General features: G+C 61.5%; 18 protein-coding genes. 11 read left to right on the forward strand and 7 right to left on the reverse strand.

Annotation, left to right across the window (positions count from 1 at the left end):
- Positions 1 to 53 precede the first annotated feature (53 nt).
- Genes J7392_RS06745 through cysQ form a run of 3 tightly spaced genes read right to left on the reverse strand, consistent with a single transcriptional unit; the run spans position 54 to position 2,925 of the window.
- Complete coding sequence (locus J7392_RS06745) at positions 54 to 1,331, reverse strand: glycosyltransferase (RefSeq protein ID WP_209216862.1); 1,278 nt, start codon at positions 1,329 to 1,331, stop codon at positions 54 to 56.
- Positions 1,328 to 2,128: a manno-octulosonate cytidylyltransferase gene (locus J7392_RS06750; protein ID WP_209216863.1), complete on the reverse strand. Its 801-nt coding sequence runs from the start codon at positions 2,126 to 2,128 to the stop codon at positions 1,328 to 1,330. The genes J7392_RS06745 and J7392_RS06750 overlap by 4 nt, the downstream gene beginning before the upstream one ends.
- On the reverse strand, positions 2,128 to 2,925 hold the full coding sequence (gene cysQ, locus J7392_RS06755; RefSeq protein WP_209216864.1) for a 3'(2'),5'-bisphosphate nucleotidase CysQ: 798 nt from the start codon (positions 2,923 to 2,925) through the stop codon (positions 2,128 to 2,130). The genes J7392_RS06750 and cysQ overlap by 1 nt, the downstream gene beginning before the upstream one ends.
- Before the next feature lie 116 nt (positions 2,926 to 3,041).
- Here cysQ and J7392_RS06760 point away from each other — a divergent pair, with 116 nt between their 5' ends.
- Both J7392_RS06760 and J7392_RS06765 read left to right on the forward strand, forming a co-directional pair.
- Positions 3,042 to 3,866, forward strand: coding sequence for an ABC transporter permease (locus tag J7392_RS06760; RefSeq protein ID WP_067264256.1), 825 nt, complete (start codon positions 3,042 to 3,044; stop codon positions 3,864 to 3,866).
- The gene (locus J7392_RS06765) at positions 3,863 to 4,471 is read left to right on the forward strand and encodes an SH3 domain-containing protein (RefSeq protein ID WP_209216865.1); all 609 of its coding nucleotides are present in this window, start codon (positions 3,863 to 3,865) and stop codon (positions 4,469 to 4,471) included. The genes J7392_RS06760 and J7392_RS06765 overlap by 4 nt, the downstream gene beginning before the upstream one ends.
- A gap of 51 nt (positions 4,472 to 4,522) precedes the next feature.
- Here the strand turns inward: J7392_RS06765 and J7392_RS06770 are convergent, their stop codons facing one another.
- On the reverse strand, positions 4,523 to 5,125 hold the full coding sequence (locus J7392_RS06770; RefSeq protein ID WP_209216866.1) for an alpha-ketoglutarate-dependent dioxygenase AlkB: 603 nt from the start codon (positions 5,123 to 5,125) through the stop codon (positions 4,523 to 4,525).
- 207 nt (positions 5,126 to 5,332) lie between these two features.
- On the opposite strand from J7392_RS06770, the gene dnaK reads away from it, so the two are divergent.
- From dnaK to radC, 3 genes are all read left to right on the forward strand, one after another.
- Positions 5,333 to 7,255 (forward strand): molecular chaperone DnaK, encoded by a 1,923-nt coding sequence (gene dnaK, locus J7392_RS06775; protein ID WP_209216867.1) that lies wholly within the window; start codon positions 5,333 to 5,335, stop codon positions 7,253 to 7,255.
- A gap of 82 nt (positions 7,256 to 7,337) precedes the next feature.
- Entirely contained in the window at positions 7,338 to 8,486 is a 1,149-nt protein-coding gene (gene dnaJ / locus J7392_RS06780) for a molecular chaperone DnaJ (protein WP_067264268.1), read from the forward strand.
- A 108-nt stretch (positions 8,487 to 8,594) separates the two neighbouring features.
- Positions 8,595 to 9,356, forward strand: coding sequence for a DNA repair protein RadC (gene radC / locus J7392_RS06785; RefSeq protein WP_209216868.1), 762 nt, complete (start codon positions 8,595 to 8,597; stop codon positions 9,354 to 9,356).
- A gap of 10 nt (positions 9,357 to 9,366) precedes the next feature.
- Here the strand turns inward: radC and J7392_RS06790 are convergent, their stop codons facing one another.
- From J7392_RS06790 to secA, 3 genes are all read right to left on the reverse strand, one after another.
- Positions 9,367 to 10,926 carry a phosphate ABC transporter substrate-binding/OmpA family protein gene (locus J7392_RS06790; RefSeq protein ID WP_209216869.1) on the reverse strand — a complete coding sequence of 520 codons (1,560 nt, stop codon included), beginning with the start codon at positions 10,924 to 10,926 and terminating at the stop codon, positions 9,367 to 9,369.
- Positions 10,927 to 10,945: 19 nt separating this feature from the next.
- Positions 10,946 to 11,917, reverse strand: coding sequence for a hypothetical protein (locus J7392_RS06795; RefSeq protein WP_209216870.1), 972 nt, complete (start codon positions 11,915 to 11,917; stop codon positions 10,946 to 10,948).
- A gap of 102 nt (positions 11,918 to 12,019) precedes the next feature.
- Positions 12,020 to 14,722 carry a preprotein translocase subunit SecA gene (secA, locus tag J7392_RS06800; RefSeq protein WP_067264279.1) on the reverse strand — a complete coding sequence of 901 codons (2,703 nt, stop codon included), beginning with the start codon at positions 14,720 to 14,722 and terminating at the stop codon, positions 12,020 to 12,022.
- Positions 14,723 to 14,895: 173 nt separating this feature from the next.
- On the opposite strand from secA, the gene J7392_RS06805 reads away from it, so the two are divergent.
- The 6 genes from J7392_RS06805 (at position 14,896) to J7392_RS06825 (ending at position 19,418) form a co-directional block, all read left to right on the forward strand.
- On the forward strand, positions 14,896 to 15,744 hold the full coding sequence (locus J7392_RS06805) for a peptidylprolyl isomerase (protein ID WP_209216871.1): 849 nt from the start codon (positions 14,896 to 14,898) through the stop codon (positions 15,742 to 15,744).
- A 3-nt stretch (positions 15,745 to 15,747) separates the two neighbouring features.
- Entirely contained in the window at positions 15,748 to 16,974 is a 1,227-nt protein-coding gene (argJ, locus tag J7392_RS06810) for a bifunctional glutamate N-acetyltransferase/amino-acid acetyltransferase ArgJ (RefSeq protein WP_209216872.1), read from the forward strand.
- Positions 16,975 to 16,978: 4 nt separating this feature from the next.
- Positions 16,979 to 17,377: an 8-oxo-dGTP diphosphatase MutT gene (gene mutT, locus J7392_RS06815; RefSeq protein ID WP_067264286.1), complete on the forward strand. Its 399-nt coding sequence runs from the start codon at positions 16,979 to 16,981 to the stop codon at positions 17,375 to 17,377.
- 117 nt (positions 17,378 to 17,494) lie between these two features.
- Positions 17,495 to 17,617: a hypothetical protein gene (locus J7392_RS24350; RefSeq protein WP_271688600.1), complete on the forward strand. Its 123-nt coding sequence runs from the start codon at positions 17,495 to 17,497 to the stop codon at positions 17,615 to 17,617.
- Positions 17,618 to 17,697: 80 nt separating this feature from the next.
- Positions 17,698 to 18,615, forward strand: coding sequence for a diacylglycerol kinase family protein (locus J7392_RS06820; protein WP_209216873.1), 918 nt, complete (start codon positions 17,698 to 17,700; stop codon positions 18,613 to 18,615).
- Complete coding sequence (locus J7392_RS06825; RefSeq protein WP_209216874.1) at positions 18,612 to 19,418, forward strand: metallophosphoesterase; 807 nt, start codon at positions 18,612 to 18,614, stop codon at positions 19,416 to 19,418. The genes J7392_RS06820 and J7392_RS06825 overlap by 4 nt, the downstream gene beginning before the upstream one ends.

The raw sequence follows: 19,418 nt of genomic DNA on the forward strand, positions 1-19,418 counted from the left end.
TTACAACTTATTCGAAATATACAGAACGCCACGGTCAATCTACCTGCGTCTTTCTACCGGCGATGATCATCGCCGAAACCGCGCTGTCTGGCAACTCGCTTAACTTCCCTTTGCAGCCTGTCGAGGCGCCGAGTTAAGCGGAAAACCGCGTCATCCCGTGTGGACTTTCCGTATATTCCACCTGTTTGCAGCCAAATAGCGTGGGCCGGATCAAAGGCAACGCGATGATAAAGCGCCGTCGGCGAAAGGTTGATCAGGGTCACGATCTCACCCGATAATGCCCGTTTTGCAGCCTCTGCCCGGTCTTGCGCCAGTTTAATAGGCCGGGTGAACATGGCCACGCTGCGCCGGGCGCGGGCCGGAAAGGGGCGGAAAGCGCTGCTAGCATTCTCAGGCAGGGTGACGCTGGCGATGGGGCGCTTTACACCTTCGGCGTGCCCCTCGTCCAACCTGCGCAGCAGCCTTAAAACATCACGCGGCTCCAACCCGCCGCTTACCAGATGGCGCAGCAGACGGCGGCGCTCTTGGGCGCGCAGATGCGCCCAATGTGCGGCACGGTCCTGCGCGGGCAGATGTTTGCGATGAAACACAGCCCAGCTCGCCCCGATATCGAAAAGATCGCGCGGCACGCGGTTGGCGCTTCGTATGGCGTTGGCGGCGAAACCGTGGTGGACCTCGGCCAGTGGCACGATTGCTGTGGCATGGCCCGCCCGCGCCAGCCGCATATTCAGATCGGTCTCATCAAGATAGTAGTGAAAGGCCGGGTCAAAGCCGCCCATTTCCACCAAGACATCGCGCCGAAAGGCCATATTAGTACCTTCGGTCTTGATTGCCCCCCCGGGCGGAGGGTGCAGGATGCTGGGGGTTTCAGGGTCGACATCAAACTCTTCCGGCTCTCCGAAACCATTCAACCGGCGCGCACGATATTGGAACGAGATACCGTTTCGCCCCCGGACGAAGCCGGTCATCGCCGCGACCTCAGGCTGTTGCGCAGGCTCCAGCAGGTGGCGCAGCCATTGCGGCTCGGGCACCGCGTCATCGTCGATAAAGGCCACGACCTCCCCCGCGGCCTCGGCAATCCCAAGGTTGCGCGCGGCAGAGATATTCGGCCTGTCGAAAGGGACCAGTTTCACCGCCCAAGCGAAATGCATGGCGCGGGCCACGGCGATCCCGGCGGGATCGGCCACGATGATGACTTCGAAGGGGGTATATTGAAGCTGTTCCACCCCCGTCAGGCAGCGCCGCAATGCTTCGGGCCGATTCCGGCTGACGATCACGATGCTGACAGGCACGCCGCTTTCGAGCGTTGCACTGACGGGGGTGGCGGTCATTCCAGACCCATTTTCGCCATCATAGCTTCGAGCTTTGGCACGTCTTCAGGGTTGTTCAATTCCCAGAACTCGCGCCCCTTGGCCTCGACCTCCGCACAGAGCACGGCGCGGCCATTTTCAAGGAAACGCAACTGCTCCAACCCTTCCAACTGCTCCAAGGGGCCGACAGGCCAGCTTGGGTATTGCGCCAGCGCATCGGGGCGGTAGGCATAGACGCCGACATGGTGGAAGACCGGGGTCATATCCGTCTCTGCATAGGGCTTTCCGGTATAGGGAACGACCTCTTTCGAGAAGTAGAGCGCTTGATTGTCGGCGCCGAAAGCCGCTGTGGTGCCGCCCACGCGGCCCGCTTTGCGGTCGGCCAGAAGACTGTTCAACGTGGCCCCGTCACAGCGCAGAACGGGGGTGGCAATTTCGGCCTCGGGGTTGTCTTTCAAGCCCTGCACCAGCCCTTCGACGAACCAATGCGGCGTTAGCGGGGCGTCACCTTGCAGATTGACCACAATGTCATAGCCCCCGCCCAATGCGGCATGGGCCTCGGCACAGCGCTCGGTGCCATTGGCGCAGCTTTCCGAGGTCATCACGACCTCGGCGCCGAAGCCTTCGGCGGCCTCCCGAATGCGGTCGTCGTCGGTGGCCACCACCACGCGGTCGACGCCCGACACCGCGCTGGCGGCCCGCCAACTGCGTTCGATCAGGGTCTGTTTCTGCCCCGACGCCCCGGTGAGCGCCACCAGCGGCTTGCCGGGGTAGCGGGTGGAGGCATAGCGGGCGGGGATGACGATCAGGACAGACATCAGCCCGCCTTCAACTCAACGCCCGGGGCATGGGCGATGAAGAAAGGGTTGGCGAAGTCTTCTTTGCCGTAGGTCAGGGGCGAGAGGTCGTCAAAGCGCACCACCGCGCCGCCTGCCCCGTTCAGCACCGCATGGCCCGCGGCGGTGTCCCACTCCATCGTGCGGCCCAAACGCGGGTAGAGATCGGCCTCTCCGGTCGCGACGAGACAGAATTTCAGCGACGACCCCGCCGAGGTCATGTCGCGCACAGCGTATTTACCGATGTAATCATCGGTCGCCTGATCGCGGTGAGATTTGGAGGCGACGACCATCAGGGCCGCATTGTCGGGGTTAGAGACTGAAATCGCCTTAGTCTCACCCACCTGCCCCTTGTCGAATGCGCCGGCCTCTTCGACCGACTGGCCGTCGGCTTGGGTAAAGAACATCCGGGCTTTGGCTGGGGCATAGACCACGCCGCGCGTCGGCACGCCGCCTTCGACCAGCGCGATGTTCACCGTGAAATCCCCGCGGCGATGGACGAACTCTTTGGTGCCATCCAGCGGATCGACGATGAGAAAGGTGTCGCCCTTGGCGGAATGGGTCGCAGCCTGCTCTTCGGTCACCAACATGACATCGGGGAAAGCGGCGCGGAGCCCGTCGGAAATGATCGCATCGGCGGCTTCGTCGGCGGCGGTGACGGGGCTGTCGTCGGATTTCGATTTCACCTCGAAATCGTCCTGACCGTAGATCTCCATGATCTTGTCCCCGGCTTCCAATGCCAGCCGCCGCATTTTCGCGACCAGTTTCTCGTAATCCATTTTGCCTCCGGCCCTGCGGGCTGTCGTTGCTTCAATTTACTGTTTCCCTTATGCTGCGGAGCTAACGGAACAGCAAGAATTCCGTGCCACGCTAGGGCTTCGTCAAGGACGCGCGCATGTTCCAGTCTTCCAGAAAGCCGAAATCCGGCATCGGTTCTGCCCTCGCCATCGCGGAACTGGTCTACCATTCCGTGGTGCGCAACGTGCGTAAACAGCACAACAATGCCTTTATCGCCATCGCGATGAACATGCTGCAAACGGTGATGTTCGTACTGGCCTTCTATGTGATGTTTTCGATCCTCGGGATGCGCGGCTCTGCCGTGCGGGGTGACTTCCTCATCTATCTGATGTCGGGGATTTTCCTCTACCTCACCCATGTGAAGGCTTTGGGCGCGGTAGCAGGGTCTGAGGGGCCGGCAAGTCCGATGATGCAGCACGCCCCGATGAACACGATCATCGCCATCGCATCGGCGGCGGTGGGGTCGCTCTATATCCAAGTGCTGTCGCTCTTTGTGATCTTGTTCATCTATCATGTGGCGGTCACCCCGATCACCATAGACCAGCCCTTTGCCGCTTTCGGGATGATGCTGACCGCGTGGTTTACCGGCTGCGCGCTTGGACTGGTGATGCTGGCGATCAAACCGTGGTTTCCGTCCTTCGTGACGATTTTCTCAACCGTCTATCAGCGCGCCAATATGATCGCCTCGGGGAAGATGTTCCTCGCCAACTCCCTGCCCGGCTATATGCTGGCGATGTTTGACTGGAACCCGCTGTTTCACAGCATCGACCAAGCGCGCGGCTTTGCCTTCATCAATTACAACCCGCGCTACACCAGTTGGGAATATCCGCTTTGGGTGGGTCTGGTGCTTTTGATGATTGGGCTGATGGGCGAATTCTATACCCGCCGCCATGCGTCGATCAGTTGGAACGCCCGGCGATGAGACTTCTGGCGCTCTTCCTCTGCCTTTGGGCACTGCCTGTCTGGGCGACGCAGGATGCATGGCCCGCCCTGCATGACGTCAGCGGTGTCGCGGCGGATGACCTATTGAACATTCGCCGCGCCCCGAGTGCCAGCGCCCCGATCATCGGCAGCTTCGAGCCTGACGCCCAGAAAATCGAAGTGATCCGCCCCGATGACCATCACGGCTGGGGCTTGGTCAATACGGGCGAGGGATCCGGCTGGGTCTCTCTGCGTTTCCTCACCCGGCAAGCGGGCCAATGGGCCGGTGCGATGCCACCCGTGGCCTATTGCGGCGGGACAGAGCCGTTTTGGTCTTTTGAGGTGACCGGCGAGACGTTGAGCTACGATGCCATGGTGGGCGGTGCACGCGATTACCGCATCACGCAGTCTGGCCCGGCGCAGGGGCGGCGCGACAGCTTTCACATGATCGCCGAGGGGCCGCAGGGCGCGGCCATCGCCACGCTTACGGCGCGTGCCTGTAGCGATGGCATGTCGGACCGCGCCTATGGGCTGGCTGTCGACTTCCTTTTGCAGGGAAATGATGGCTGGCAACATCAGACAGGGTGTTGTTCGCTTAGCCACTGAAGCGACGGACTTTTTGAAAAAGTCCGTGCCCGTTTTCTTTTAAAGAAAACGTCACTCCACCACCCGAAGCGTCAGGTTGATCCTTCCGCCTTTGGGCAGCAATGTCGAGGTGCCGGGTTTGATCCGGTCCACGCCGTGATAGGTCAGCCGCGCGTCACCGCCCATCACAACCACATCGCCCGATTGCAGCCAGATCGATTCCGTCTTGCCGCCTCGGGTTAGGTTGCCGATCCGAAACAACCCGTCATCCCCCAGAGAGACTGAGACGACCGGCCACTGAAAATCCGCCTCGTCCCGGTCCTGATGCAGCCCCATGCGCGCATCGGCATCGTAGTAGTTGATCAGGCAGCATTCAGGGCGGCGCTCCAAGCCGGTCAACTGGTCCCAAATTGCCATAATCGGTGCCGGAATCTCGGGCCAAGGCTCACCGTCGGGATGTTCGGTGACGTAACGATACCCGCGCCGATCCGAAAACCAGCCATAGCGCCCTGCCGCGCTCATCCGGACCGACATGCGCCCGCCGCGCGGCACTTCGGGGCGAAAGAACGGCGCCTGACGCACCACGCCGCGCACCGCCTCCAGCACCTCTTGCTGGGCCGCTCTTCCTAGAAATTCCTTGTGAATATCAAAGCCCCGGAGGCGCAAAGCAGTCATTTTTCGTTCTTCCTCACTCGTTTAGCAAAAACATCACGGAATCGCGACCATCCAGACCAGCCAATGGTTGCAGGGTGCAAATACCCTCCCTATATACGCTCCGAACCGTCGAAGGCACGTGGTCTTCGATGTCAACAGATCGGGGCAGGATGCCAAAACGGGTCCGCGCCTCGTGTCATCGCCTTAGATTCAAAGAGGGATCGAAACATGTCCAAAGTAATCGGTATTGACCTTGGCACCACCAACAGCTGTATCGCCATCATGGATGGCAGCCAGCCGCGCGTGATCGAAAACGCTGAAGGCGCGCGCACCACGCCGTCGATCGTCGCCTTCACCGACGACGAACGCCTTGTCGGCCAGCCGGCGAAACGCCAGGCGGTCACCAACCCCGAAAACACAGTCTTTGGCGTCAAGCGCCTGATCGGCCGCCGCAACGACGATGCGGATCTGGCCAAAGACAAGAAGAACATGCCGTTCAACGTCATCGACGGCGGCAACGGCGACGCATGGGTCGAAGCCAAGGGTGAGAAATACTCCCCAAGCCAAATCTCGGCCTTCATCCTCGGCAAGATGAAAGAAACCGCAGAAAGCTATCTGGGCGAGGAAGTCTCTCAGGCAGTTATCACCGTGCCTGCATATTTCAACGACGCCCAGCGTCAGGCCACCAAAGACGCCGGCAAGATCGCCGGTCTCGAAGTGCTGCGCATCATCAACGAGCCGACAGCCGCCGCGCTGGCCTACGGCCTCGACAAAGAGAACACGCAAACCATCGCGGTCTATGACCTTGGCGGCGGTACATTCGACGTGACCATTCTTGAGATCGACGACGGCCTGTTCGAAGTGAAATCCACCAACGGCGACACGTTCCTTGGGGGTGAAGACTTTGACATGCGCATCGTGAACTACCTTGCGGAAGAGTTCAAAAAGGCCAACGGCGTTGACCTGACGCAAGACAAGATGGCGCTGCAGCGTCTGAAGGAAGCGGCAGAGAAGGCCAAGATCGAACTGTCCTCCTCCAGCCAGACCGAGATCAACCAGCCCTTCATTTCGATGGGCAAAGATGGCTCGCCGCTGCACATGGTCATGAAGCTGACCCGCGCCAAGCTAGAAAGCCTCGTTGGTGACCTGATCAAAGCCTCGATGAAGCCCTGCGCCGCCGCGCTGAAGGATGCCGGTCTGTCCGCGTCCGACATCGACGAAGTCGTGCTCGTGGGTGGTATGACCCGCATGCCGAAGGTGGCCGAAGAGGTCTCTAAATTCTTCGGCAAGGAGCCGCACAAGGGTGTGAACCCGGACGAAGTCGTGGCCCTCGGTGCCGCCATTCAGGCCGGTGTTCTGCAAGGCGACGTGAAGGACGTGGTTCTGCTCGACGTGACTCCGCTGTCGCTCGGCATCGAGACGCTCGGTGGTGTCTTCACCCGTCTGATCGACCGCAACACCACGATCCCGACGAAGAAGTCCCAGGTCTTCTCGACCGCCGAAGACAACCAGAACGCCGTGACCATCCGGGTCTTCCAAGGTGAGCGTGAGATGGCTGCCGACAACAAGATGCTCGGTGCCTTCAACCTTGAGAACATCCCGCCTGCCCCACGCGGCATGCCGCAGATCGAAGTGACCTTCGACATTGACGCCAACGGCATCGTGTCGGTCGGCGCGCTCGACAAAGGCACCGGTAAGGAGCAGAAGATCACGATCCAAGCTTCGGGCGGTCTGTCGGATGCGGACATCGAACAGATGGTCAAGGACGCGGAAGAGAATGCCGAGGCGGACAAGTCCCGTCGCGAGCTGATCGAAGCGAAGAACCAGGCGGAATCGCTGATCCACTCGACCGAGAAGTCGCTGGAAGAGCATTCCGACAAGGTCGACCCGACCACCGTCGAAGCGATCGAACTGGCCATTGCCGCGCTGAAAGACGAGCTGGAAACAGACAACGCCGACAAGATCAAGAACGGCATCCAGAACGTCACCGAATCCGCCATGAAACTGGGCGAAGCCATCTATAAGGCCGCTCAGGAAGAGGGCGGCAGCGAGGACACGGCCCAGCCTTCGGATGCTCAGCAAGCCCAAGGTAGCGATGACGACATCCTTGATGCCGAGTTCGAAGATCTGGACGACGACAAGCGCGCGTAAGCGTGTGAAACGGAACCTGTGAAAGGGCCGGTCCGTCAGACGGGCCGGCCTATCACGTTCCAGCGCAGGAGCATGATAACCCATGGCAAAACGTGACTACTACGAGGTGCTTGGCGTTGCCAAAGGGGCCTCTGCCGACGAGATCAAGAAAGCCTATCGCCGCAAGGTGAAGGACCTCCACCCCGACCGCAACAAAGACAACCCCCAAGCCGAAGCCCAGTTCAAGGAAGTGGGCGAGGCTTATGACGTGCTCAAAGACGGTGACAAGAAAGCCGCCTATGATCGCTATGGCCACGCCGCCTTTGAAGGTGGCATGGGCGGCGGGCGTCCCGGCGGCGGCATGGGCGGCGGTCAGGGCGATTTCTCTTCGGCCTTTTCCGACGTCTTCGACGATCTTTTCGGCGACTTCATGGGCCAACGTGGCGGTGGCGGCGGACGCCGTGCCGCACGCGGGGCTGATTTGCGCTATAACCTGCGCATCTCGCTCGAAGATGCCTTTTCGGGCATGCAAAAGTCGATCACCGTCCCGGCCTCCGTCCAATGTGACGCCTGTGACGGCAGCGGTGCCGAAGGCGGCGCGGAACCTTCGACCTGCCCCACCTGTTCGGGCATGGGCAAGGTGCGCGCGCAGCAAGGCTTCTTTACCGTCGAGCGGACCTGCCCGACCTGTTCCGGCATGGGGCAGATCGTCAAGAATCCTTGCAAGAAATGCCGCGGCGCGGGCCGGGTTGAGAAAGAGCGCACGCTCTCGGTTAACATCCCCGCGGGCGTCGAAACCGGGACCCGCATCCGTCTCGCTGGCGAAGGCGAAGCAGGCATGCGCGGTGGGCCGTCCGGTGATCTCTACATCTTTATCGAGGTGGCCGATCACGAGCTGTTCGAACGCGACGGGCCGAACCTCTTCTGCCGTGTTCCGGTGTCGATGAGCACTGCCGCTTTGGGTGGCAATATTGAAGTGCCAACCATCGATGGGGGCCGTGGCCGCGTGCAGATCCCCGCAGGCAGCCAATCGGGCCGTCAGATGCGTCTGCGCGGCAAAGGCATGCCGCCGCTGCGTGGCGGTGGCGTGGGTGACATGATCATCGAACTGGCGGTCGAGACCCCGGTGAACCTGACCAATAGGCAGAAAGAACTACTGCGGGAGTTCGAGGGCGAAGCCCAGAACAACAACCCCGAGAGCAGCAACTTCTTCTCTTCCGTCAAATCCTTCTGGGATTCGATGAAAGGTTAATCATTGGGGGGAGCCGTGGATGCGGCTCCCCTTTTTCGGCAGCGTGGTGAACGAAGTTTTAACCGTCCGTTAACCGAATAATAACCACTTTGGCGCGACACTCCGGGCATGACCCGTGCCCCGAGAACCTTGGCTGATCAGCCCCTCCCCTATCTGCTGGACGAAGCGCAAGCGCCGCCGTCCAATACGGGCAAGCAACCCTCTTATATCGCGGATCACCGCCAGCGTCTGCGCAGCCGTTTCATCGACGGGGGCGCGGCGGCTATGCCGGATTACGAGATGTTGGAGCTTGTCCTCTTCCGCGCCATCCCGCGCCGGGATGTGAAACCGCTGGCGCGCGAACTGCTCGACCGGTTCGGCGATTTCAATCGCGTCATCACCGCCCCCGCCGCCCGGCTGCGCGATGTCAAAGGGGTCGGGGAGGCGGTGATTGTGGAGCTTAAGATCATTGAGGCCGCGGCACAGCGGCTGGCCCGGGCGAAGGTGCTGCAAAGGCATATCGTTTCCTCATGGGACGCGCTGCTGGACTATTGCCACACCACCATGGCCCATCTGGAGATGGAGCAGTTTCGCGTCCTCTACCTCGACCGGAAAAACATCCTCATCGCGGATGAGGAACAGGCGAAGGGCACGGTGGACCATGTGCCGGTCTACCCGCGTGAGGTTGCCAAACGTGCGCTTGAGTTGAACGCCAGCGCGATCATCCTCGTGCATAACCACCCCTCGGGCGATCCCAGCCCGTCACGGTCAGACATTGACATGACCCGACAGGTCGCCGCCGCCTGTGACGCCTTGGGGCTAACCCTGCATGACCACCTGATCATCGGCAAATCGCGCGAGCTCAGCTTTCGCAGTGAGGGGCATCTATAGCGGGGTGTGCCTAGCGCACCCAAACCTCGACTCGCCGGTTGGCCTGGCGGCCCCATTCGCTGTCGTCACAGGCAATCGGCATTGCCTCCCCAAAGGCATCCACCCGCAGATCGATGCGCGACAGATTGGCGGTGACCGCAGCCGCGCTGACCGCGCGCTGCACCGCTTCGGCCCGGCGCAAGGCGATTTCGCGGTTAGCCCGCGCGGCCCCCTCGCCATCGCTGAAGCCCACGAACATCAATCGCCGCGCATCATATTGCCCCTGTTCCAAGGCCCGCGCCAATTGCTGCACATTTGACCGCGACTGCGCATCAAGCCGGATCGACCCGGCCTCAAAGCGGAAAGAGGTGGTGAGCCGCGCCATCGGCACCAGTGTCGCCGTCATGCGCTGCAACTCTTCCAGCGGCGTTTCCGCGCCCGCCGTGATGATCGCATTGGCAAAGCGGTTGCCCTGCTCCTCAACCGGGATTTCCTCGGGCGTTTGATCTACGAAACCGGCCCGGCGGATCACGATCTGGGCCGAAGGGCCACGGGTGAAGGCCAGAAACTCCCGCGTGATCAGCGGCAAGCGCCGGGCGGGGAAATAGAGGAACATCGGCGCGGTCAGCGGGTAGTCTTCGGTTTTGATCGTGCGCCGTGCGGCATCCAGCGCAAAACCGCAGTTGCCGCCAAGGGTCAGCACCTCGGTCCCCCCCTGTTCGGCATAGCTGGTGATGCCAAGGGCAAAAACATCCCGCGCGACCGCCTCGGCCAGCGCATCGGGCATGGCATGACGGGTGACATCAGTGCTCAGTTCCAGCCCGGCGGGGGTGAGCACCTGATCCACGATGGCTTGGCTCAACCCGCTATCAGCGGTGGGCAAATGCAACTCAATCGGTGCGTCCGGCCCGCCGAGGCGCTGCCAATTCTTGATCTCACCTGAGAACACCCGCGCCAAGGTCAACGGCGAGATTTGTTTCACCGGGTTGGACGGGGCGACCACGGGCACCACCGCATCAAGCGCCAGAACCCGGCTGCGATTGGCACCGGTCAGATCACCCAAGCCCGCCTCGCGGGCATTGATCCGCTCTTCGCGGCGCACCTCGCGCAGGGCCATGACGACATCAGCCTCATCCGCCAGCAGATCAGCAAAGCCTTCGTTGGTATTGCTCGCCCGGAAATCGAACCGCGCGGCGAGCTTGCCGTCATCCTCACGCGAGAGCAGCAGCGCGAAGCGCCCGCTGTCCCCCTCTTCGCGGCTGACGGTATAGCCTTGGCGCGCGGCAAAGGCTTCGATCAGCGCGGGCATCAGCACCGCCCCCATGGTGGCGGAGCCCGAGAAGCGCACCTCGGCCACGAAATCCGCAAGGTTGGGGCAACCCGGACCGGCGCAGGACACACCGCTGCTGTCGACGGTCAACTCGCCATAGTCGGTCTCGACGCGATAGAATTCGCCGTCGAACCCCAGCAGGGTGCCGCTGAGTTCGACGCTGCCATCGCGCGAGGTCAGTGCGATGTCCTGCGCCGCGGATGCGCCCGCCGTAAAAAGCAAAAGTGCGGCGCTGATCGCCGCACGTTTCAACCCGTTCATCTAGACCTACCCGGTTGCGTCAGTTCTGCGCGACTTTCAGGTCTTGGAGCAAATTATTCAACACCAGAAAGTTGCCGACCGCGTCACAGTCCGGCACGGCGAGGGTCAGGTTCTGGGTTTTCACCGGATCATCGCCGCGCAGCTCCAGCGCCTGTGCTTCGATCTCAAGCCCGCAGTTCGCCTCGCTCACCTCAGCCTCCACGCTGAGCGCGACATCGCCCTCCTGCGCCGCTTTGGCGACCGGGAAGCTATAGACTTCGACCATCAGCGGCTCAGAAGCCTCAATGTCACCATTGCGGGTCATGAAGCCCCCTTCGCCCAGCACGGCAGCGGTCATATCGCGCGGCGCACCGGACCAGACATGGCCCGCCTCGCCATAATCCGCGCCGAACTCGCGGGCGTGAAGCTCGAACCCTGCGGTGCCTTTCCACTGCAGCACGACCCGGTTGAAGTCAGAAAGTTCAGGGACCGAAGTCTGCGCCACCGCGCCATCACCGTTGCCGAAAGCGAGGATGAAAACAGCCTCTTCCGCCAAGGCCGGGACGGTGACGGACAACTGCCCTTGGTCATCGGTCACTTCGGTAAAGATCATCCCGTTGTGGTGCACGGTCAGCCGCTCATTTGGCAGGCAGGCGGCATCGAGGGTGAGTTTCACCATCGCGGCGGCAACGGCATCCGCTTCGGCAATAATATCGCAGGTCGCGGGGATCGCGGCACCGTGGGTTTCCGGGGCGGGCGGCAGGCTTTGGGGCGCTGCGGCCTTGACCACGCGGTCATCCAATGTCGGCAGCGCGATGGGGCTGTCGAGCGCGGCAGAGGTCAGGGTGATGCCTTCAACCTCAAGCAATGCGCCATTGTCGGCCACCGGGCGCTGCGCCTCAGCCGCGCCATAGCGCTGCTGCGCGGTGTCGGAGCTTTGCATGACATAGCCAATGCCCACCGCACAGGCCAGAGTGCCGACAGCTGTCAGAATTTCTTTCGTGCGCCACATGACAAGTCTCCTTCAACGGATTCGTTAGAGACTTTATGGGCGCGGATCAGGGCCGGGGTATGGCCCTGAAACGCCAAGTTATGGGCGAAAAGGTGACGCCGCTCAGGTGATCTGACCGTGGCAGTGTTTGAACTTCTTGCCAGAACCGCAGGGGCAGGGATCGTTCCGGCCCGGGTTGCCCCATGTGGACGGATCGTTCTCGTCAAAACCGGGGGCTGCGGCCTCGGCCTGTTCAGAGGCCTCATCCGCTGCTTCGCTCGCCGCAGCTTGCATGGCAGCCTGACGGGCGGCCATTTCCTGCATCATCTCGCGGCGTTGCTCTTCGCTCATCGGTTGGATCTGACCCAGCTTTTGGGTCACGTCCTGCCGCAGACTGTCGAGCATCGTCTCGAACAATTGGAAGGCTTCGTTCTTATACTCGTTTAGCGGATCGCGCTGCGCGTAGCTGCGGAAGCCCACGACCGAACGCAGATGTTCGAGCGTCAGCAGGTGATCGCGCCATTTGGTATCGATGGCTTGCAACAACAACTGTTTCTCGATGTTGCGCATGTTCTCTTCGCCAAAGGCTTCGGCCTTCTTGGCCATCAGCTCGTCCGTGGCTTTCATCAGACGTTCGCGGATCACCTCGTCATCCACGCCGTCCTCTTCGCACCATGCGATGATCGGCACGTCGACGTTCAACTGTTCGATCACCGCGGCATAGAAACCTTGGGTGTCCCACTGATCGGCATAGGTCTTGGGCGGCATATAGGTGTCGATCAGATCGTCGATCACCTGCTCGCGCATGTCGGTGACGATCTCATTGAGGTTGTCCGCCTCCATGATCTCGCGGCGCTGGCCAAAGATCACCTTGCGCTGCTCGTTCATCACATCGTCGAACTTCAACAGCTGCTTGCGGATGTCGAAGTTGCGGCCCTCAACCTTCGCCTGCGCCCGCTCCAGCGATTTGTTGACCCATGGGTGCACGATGGCTTCGCCATCTTTCAGGCCCAACGTCGTCAGCACTTTCTCAAGCCGTTCCGAGCCGAAGATGCGCATCAGGTCATCTTCGAGCGACAGGAAGAACGAGGTGCGGCCCGGGTCACCCTGACGGCCCGAACGGCCCCGCAACTGGTTGTCGATGCGGCGGCTCTCGTGACGCTCTGAAGCCAGAACGTAGAGACCACCGGCCTCCAGCACCTTCTGCTTTTCTTCGGCGTGCTGCGCTTCGATTTGGGCCCGGATGTTGGCCGGGTCGGCCTCAGGGTCGGCATCCAGCGCGTCGAGCACTTTCAATTCGACGTTGCCGCCCAACTGAATGTCGGTGCCGCGGCCCGCCATGTTGGTGGCGATGGTCACGGCGCCCAGCTTGCCCGCTTCGGCGATGATCTGCGCCTCTTGCTCGTGCTGGCGGGCGTTGAGCACGTTGTGCTCGATCCCGGCAGCGGTCAGCATGGCGCTGAGCTGTTCGGACTTTTCGATCGAGGTGGTGCCGACAAGGCAGGGCTGCCCCTTGGCGTGGGCCTCTTTGACCCGTTCGATCATCGCCTCGTATTTCTCACGCGCGGTGCGATAGACGGCGTCGTCTTCGTCCACACGGGCGATTGGCACGTTGGTCGGCACTTCGACCACGCCAAGGCCATAGATCTCGGCGAATTCTTCGGCTTCGGTCAGGGCCGTGCCGGTCATGCCGCCCAGTTTGTCGTAAAGGCGGAAGTAGTTCTGGAAAGTGACGCTTGCGAGGGTCACGTTCTCGGGCTGGATGTCGACGCCTTCCTTGGCTTCGATCGCTTGGTGCAGACCGTCCGACAGGCGGCGGCCCGGCATCATGCGGCCCGTAAATTCGTCGATCAACGTCACCGCGCCATCGCGCACGATGTAGTCCTTGTCGCGCTGGAACAGCTTGTGCGCACGCAGACCTTGGTTGACGTGGTGCACGATGGTGGTGCTTTCGGGGTCGTAAAGGGTCATCCCCTCTTCGATCAATTCCCGCGCGCGCAGCTGCTCTTCGAGGAACTCATTGCCCTCATCGGTGAAAGTGACGTTGCGGGTCTTCTCGTCCAGCTCGTAATGCTCATCGGTGAGCGAGGGGATCAGCGCGTCGATGATCTGATACATCTCGGAGCGGTCCTGCGACGGGCCGGAGATGATCAGGGGTGTCCGTGCCTCATCGATCAGAATGCTGTCGACTTCGTCCACGATGGCAAAGTTATGCCCGCGTTGCAGCATGTCCGACAGGTTCGACTTCATATTGTCGCGCAGGTAATCGAAGCCCAACTCGTTGTTGGTGGCATAGGTGATGTCGCAGGCGTAGGCCGCGCGTTTCTGATCCTCGGGCATGCCGGAATAGGCGACACCCGTGGTCAGGCCCAATGCGCCGAACACCTTGCCCATCCACTCGGCGTCGCGCTTGGCGAGGTATTCGTTCACGGTCACCACATGCACGCCCTTATGCGTGAGACCGTTCAGATAGGCCGCGAAGGTCGCGGTCAGGGTCTTGCCCTCACCGGTCTTCTGCTCGGCGATATTGCCCTGATGCAGGAAGATGCCGCCCAGAAGCTGTGTGTCGAAGGCACGCAGGCCAAGGGTGCGGCGGGCGGCTTCGCGGCAGTTGGCAAAGGCTTCGGGCAGCAGATCGTCAAGGCTTTCGCCCCCGTCGGCCCGTTTGGCCAATTCCGCGGTGCGCGCTTTGATCTCGTCGTCGCTTAGCTTTTCAAACTCGGGCTCCAGCGCATTGATCCGTGCCACAAGCGGACGGGTCGCCTTGATCTTCCGGTCGTTTGGCGTGCCAAAGACCTTTTTGGCGATTGTTCCGATACCCAGCATGTAATCTCCCGCCGAAGTTATGATGTCTTGCGCCGATCTGGTTGCCGAGCGCCATGGCAGCCCATAGATAGTGGATGAGCCCGCGCCTCTCAGCGCCATAAGGCGATGTAAGGGGCGTGCCATACACTGTCAATGTAGCAGCCCTGCTACGAAGGAAGCGATTGGACCCAACCATGCAAAAACCCCTCACATTTCTGTCGTCTTTGGCGCTTGCCGCCGCTGTGGCGCTGCCTGTGGCCGCCCAGGACGAACCGGGTCTCGACACGGTTGTTGCCACCGTCAACGACACTGAAATCACGCTCGGGCATATGATCGTCGCCCGCGCGAGCCTGCCCCAGCAGTACCAACAACTGCCCGAGGACGTGCTGTTCAAAGGTCTTCTGGACCAGCTTGTGCAGCAGACGGCCCTCGCTGACAGCTTTACCGGCGAACTGCCGCCGCGCGTAACCCTGTCGCTCGAGAATGAGACCCGCTCGCTCACCGCTGGTGAGGCGATCGAAGGCGTCATGGCCGAGCCGGTCAGCGACGAAGAGTTGCAAGCGGCCTATGACGCGCAATACAGCGACGCAGAGCCTGAGCCCGAGTTCAACGCCTCGCATATCCTTGTCGAAACCAAGGAAGAAGCCGACGCGATCAAAGCAGAACTCGATGGCGGCGCGGACTTTGCCGAGCTTGCCAAAGAGAAATCGACCGGTCCCTCCGGCCCCGGTGGCGGCTCCTTGGGGTGGTTCGGCCCCGGCATGATGGTGCCTGCCTTTGAAGAGGCCGTCGCTGGCATGGAAGCCGGCAGCGTGTCGGAACCGGTGGAAACCCAGTTCGGCTGGCATGTCATCAAACTGAACGAGACACGCACCGCCGAAGCCCCCGCGCTGGAAGACGTGCGCGAAGAGCTGGAAACCCAAATCCGCCAGACCAACGTGCAAGAGGCGATCGAAAGCCTGACCGACTCTGCCGAGGTTGACCGCAGCGCAGCCGAAGGCATCGACCCTTCCGTTCTCAACAACATCGAATGGCTGAACTAACTCATGGCTAAATCCCTGGCTGTCTCGCCGCTCGCCCCGGCCCGTTTTCCCGAACTGCCGGTTATCGACGGCGTGACTTTCGCCACCATCGCCGCTGGCGTGCGCTATCAAGGGCGCACCGATGTGATGTTGGCGAAACTGGCGCCGGGCAGCGCCGTGGCGGGGGCGTTCACACGTTCCGCCACCCGCGCGGCCCCGGTGCTGGATTGCCAGGCAAAAATCGGCGGCGCCTCGGACGAAGGCGCCGCTATCGTCGTGAACTCGGGCAACGCCAATGCCTTTACCGGGCGGGGCGGCACCGACGCGGTCGAAGCGATCACCGCCGCCGCGGCCGAGGCCTGCGGCGTGCCGCAAGCGCGGGTCTTCACCTCTTCCACCGGTGTCATCGGCGAACCCCTACCGCATGAACGCATCACCGCCGTGCTGGGTGATCTGCATGACCAGCTTGACCCCGCGGGCATCGAAGACGCGGCGCGCGCCATCATGACGACGGACACTTTCCCCAAAGGGGCCAGCGCCACGGTTGAGATCGACGGCAAAACCGTCTCTATCGCGGGGATCGCCAAAGGCTCGGGCATGATCGCGCCCGATATGGCCACCATGCTGGTCTATATCTTTACCGATGCGGTACTGGCGACGGACGAGCTGCAACAGCGCCTTTCGACCCATACCGAAACAACGTTCAACTGCATCACTGTCGACAGTGACACCTCCACCTCCGACGCGCTGATCATGGCCGCAACAGGCGCCTCCGGTGTCGATGTATCGGGCAATGATGCCTTCGACGCGGCGCTGCGGGACGTGATGATGGACCTCGCACATCAGGTCGTCAAAGACGGCGAAGGCGCGCAGAAATTCGTCGAGGTGGCCGTCACCGGTGCCTCCAACGATGACGAGGCCAAGATCCACGCCATGGCCATCGCCAACTCCCCCCTGATCAAGACCGCAATCGCAGGCGAAGACCCCAACTGGGGTCGCGTCGTCATGGCCATCGGGAAATCCGGGGCCGCGGCGGACCGGGATCGTCTGTCGATCCGTTTCGGCGATATCGAAGTCGCGCGCGACGGATGGCGCAGCCCCGACTACTCCGAAGAGGATGCCGCCGCGCATATGAAGGGTCAGAACATCACCATCGGCGTCGATCTGGGCCTTGGCGAGGGGCAGTGCACCGTTTGGACCTGTGACCTGACCCACGGCTATATCGACATCAACGCCGATTATCGGTCCTGACCAGATGAAGACAGTGCTGGTTTCCGCCGCGGCCTTGATCGACATCGATGGCCGCGTGCTTTTGACCCAACGCCCCGAAGGCAAGCCGATGGCGGGCCTTTGGGAGTTTCCGGGCGGCAAGATCGAACCCGGAGAGACGCCAGAGGCGGCGCTGATCCGCGAGCTGCATGAGGAACTGGGGATTGAGACATGGGAATCCTGTCTCGCCCCGCTGACCTTTGCCAGCCACAGCTACAGTGATTTCCACCTTCTGATGCCGCTGTTCGCCTGCCGCAAGTGGGGCGGCACACCGGTTTCGCGCGAGGGGCAGACCCTGAAATGGGTGCGCCCGAACGAAATGCGCGCCTATCCGATGCCCGAGGCAGACGTGCCGCTCATATCAATATTGCGTGATTGGCTCTAGCGCAGCGTGGCAGAATTGCACTAGTGATCGCCAATCGCTCAGCATGTTGCGGATTTTTTAACCGAATGCGCACCATCCTGAGGCAGAGTTGTAACATCTGTATGAAAGGGTGCCGACATGTTGAGAACCATCGCAATCGGAAGTTCCATTTACGTTCAGGGTATCTTTGTAAAAATGTTGGCGGGCGGTCGCATGGCCGTTCAGGTCGACGGGAAGATTTTCGAAGGCAAGCCTGTCTGAAAAATCTCATCGGAACGCCTATTGAGGTGAACAAATAGGCGTTCCACCGCGTTTTCCCCGAGCATTTGGCAGGGGAACTTATGTCATTGAAGCGCGCTATCGTCATTCTGAACCGCGGTTCAGGCCGTCAAGACGGTGACCAAGCCGAAAACACGATCCGCTGCGCCTTTGCGCGGCATGGGATCACGGCGGAATTCATTCACATCGACAAACGCAACGACCCTGCCAGCGCCGCGCGGGAGGCGCTATCTAGCGGCGAGGGGATCATTGCCGTCGCGGGCGGGGATGGCACAATCTCGGGCGTGTCCTCGGCGATGGTAGACCACGACCGTCCGCTCGGCATCATCCCGCAGGGCACCTTCAACTATTTCGCGCGGTCGATGGGCATTCCAGAGAACCTTGAAGAGGCGGTCGACGTCATCGCCGCTGGTGACAGCCGCCCGGTGCATGTGGCGACGATCAACGGTGAGACCTTTTTGAACAACGCCAGCATCGGGGCCTATCCCGCTATCCTCAAAACGCGCGAAGGCATCTACCGTCGTTGGGGACGCAGCCGGATCGCCGCCTATTGGTCGGTGATCAAAGCCTTGATGGATTTCCGCACCTCGCTCAAACTGACCATCGTGGTCGACGGGAAAGAGAGCCAGTTGCGCACCCCGCTCGTTTTCGCGGTGAACAACGCGTTTCAACTGGATCAAATGGGGCTTGATGGGCAGGACTGCATCGCGCGCGGTGATATGGTGCTGCTGGTCGCCCCTGATACCTATCGTTTCGGCCTGCTGCGCCATGCCGGGGCGCTGGCGACGGGCCGCGCGAAACACCACACGGACTACGAAATGCTCTGCGGGTCCGAGATTGAGATCCGCATGAAACAGCGCAAACGCTATGTCGCGCGGGACGGAGAGATTGCGGTAATGCGCGGCCCGTATCGGCTCGCCCGCGCCAGTTCGCCCATTCATATCTTTGTGCCCTCCACGACCGGGAAGACTGTGCGATGAGCCGTTTGATTCACCTATCCGACCTGCACTTCGGCAAGGACCGCCCCGACCTTTTGGTGCCGCTCCTAGAGGCGGTGAATGGCTATGACCCCGATCTGGTGATCATCTCGGGCGACCTGACCCAACGGGCGCGGGAAAAGGAATATCGCGCCGCGCGGGCTTTTATCGACAGGATCAACGCACCGGTGCTGAGCGTGCCGGGCAATCACGATATTCCGCTGCACCGACCCTTTACCCGGTTCTTCGCCCCGTGGCGCTATTACCGGCGTTGGATCGATCATGATCTTACGCCGGTGCGTGAGGGGGCGGATTTTGTCGCCGTGGGGATCAACACCGTTGATCGGTTCAAATGGCAGACCGGCAAACTGGGCCTGCGCCGTTTGGGCCGCGCCTGCCGCGCCCTGTCACGCGGGGGGGAAAAGACCTTGCGTATCGCCGTTTGCCACCATCCGCTGGATCACCCCAATGAGACCCACAAGAAGCCCATTCCCGGCGCGCAACGCGCGCTCAAGCGGCTTTTGGACTGCGGAGCGGACCTGATCCTCTCGGGGCATCTGCACATTTGGCACGCAGGCACCTTTGCCCACCCGGCGCCTGAGCATGACGGTCATCTGGCGATCCAACTGCATGCTGGCACCAGCCTGTCTTCGCGCCAGCGGGGGGAGCCGAATGACTTCAACCTGATCGATATTTCGCCCCTGCACGTCAATCTGGCGCGGATCAGTTTCGACGATAGCAAGAAGGCCTTCACAAAAGAAGAGGCCCGGCAATTCGACCGGGCCTCTGGGGAATTCATCTTATAA

Source organism: Sulfitobacter sp. R18_1, from assembly GCF_017743915.1.
In the GTDB taxonomy this organism is placed as follows: Bacteria; Pseudomonadota; Alphaproteobacteria; order Rhodobacterales; family Rhodobacteraceae; genus Sulfitobacter; species Sulfitobacter faviae.

What these genes read in the sequence shown, in the direction of transcription:
- J7392_RS06745 (WP_209216862.1), bottom strand. Translation starts at nt 1,331, where the DNA reads ATGACCGCCACCCCCGTCAGTGCAACGCTCGAAAGCGGCGTGCCTGTC.
- J7392_RS06750 (WP_209216863.1), bottom strand. Translation starts at nt 2,128, where the DNA reads ATGTCTGTCCTGATCGTCATCCCCGCCCGCTATGCCTCCACCCGCTAC.
- cysQ (WP_209216864.1), bottom strand. Translation starts at nt 2,925, where the DNA reads ATGGATTACGAGAAACTGGTCGCGAAAATGCGGCGGCTGGCATTGGAA.
- J7392_RS06760 (WP_067264256.1), top strand. Translation starts at nt 3,042, where the DNA reads ATGTTCCAGTCTTCCAGAAAGCCGAAATCCGGCATCGGTTCTGCCCTC.
- J7392_RS06765 (WP_209216865.1), top strand. Translation starts at nt 3,863, where the DNA reads ATGAGACTTCTGGCGCTCTTCCTCTGCCTTTGGGCACTGCCTGTCTGG.
- J7392_RS06770 (WP_209216866.1), bottom strand. Translation starts at nt 5,125, where the DNA reads ATGACTGCTTTGCGCCTCCGGGGCTTTGATATTCACAAGGAATTTCTA.
- dnaK (WP_209216867.1), top strand. Translation starts at nt 5,333, where the DNA reads ATGTCCAAAGTAATCGGTATTGACCTTGGCACCACCAACAGCTGTATC.
- dnaJ (WP_067264268.1), top strand. Translation starts at nt 7,338, where the DNA reads ATGGCAAAACGTGACTACTACGAGGTGCTTGGCGTTGCCAAAGGGGCC.
- radC (WP_209216868.1), top strand. Translation starts at nt 8,595, where the DNA reads ATGACCCGTGCCCCGAGAACCTTGGCTGATCAGCCCCTCCCCTATCTG.
- J7392_RS06790 (WP_209216869.1), bottom strand. Translation starts at nt 10,926, where the DNA reads ATGAACGGGTTGAAACGTGCGGCGATCAGCGCCGCACTTTTGCTTTTT.
- J7392_RS06795 (WP_209216870.1), bottom strand. Translation starts at nt 11,917, where the DNA reads ATGTGGCGCACGAAAGAAATTCTGACAGCTGTCGGCACTCTGGCCTGT.
- secA (WP_067264279.1), bottom strand. Translation starts at nt 14,722, where the DNA reads ATGCTGGGTATCGGAACAATCGCCAAAAAGGTCTTTGGCACGCCAAAC.
- J7392_RS06805 (WP_209216871.1), top strand. Translation starts at nt 14,896, where the DNA reads ATGCAAAAACCCCTCACATTTCTGTCGTCTTTGGCGCTTGCCGCCGCT.
- argJ (WP_209216872.1), top strand. Translation starts at nt 15,748, where the DNA reads ATGGCTAAATCCCTGGCTGTCTCGCCGCTCGCCCCGGCCCGTTTTCCC.
- mutT (WP_067264286.1), top strand. Translation starts at nt 16,979, where the DNA reads ATGAAGACAGTGCTGGTTTCCGCCGCGGCCTTGATCGACATCGATGGC.
- J7392_RS24350 (WP_271688600.1), top strand. Translation starts at nt 17,495, where the DNA reads ATGTTGAGAACCATCGCAATCGGAAGTTCCATTTACGTTCAGGGTATC.
- J7392_RS06820 (WP_209216873.1), top strand. Translation starts at nt 17,698, where the DNA reads ATGTCATTGAAGCGCGCTATCGTCATTCTGAACCGCGGTTCAGGCCGT.
- J7392_RS06825 (WP_209216874.1), top strand. Translation starts at nt 18,612, where the DNA reads ATGAGCCGTTTGATTCACCTATCCGACCTGCACTTCGGCAAGGACCGC.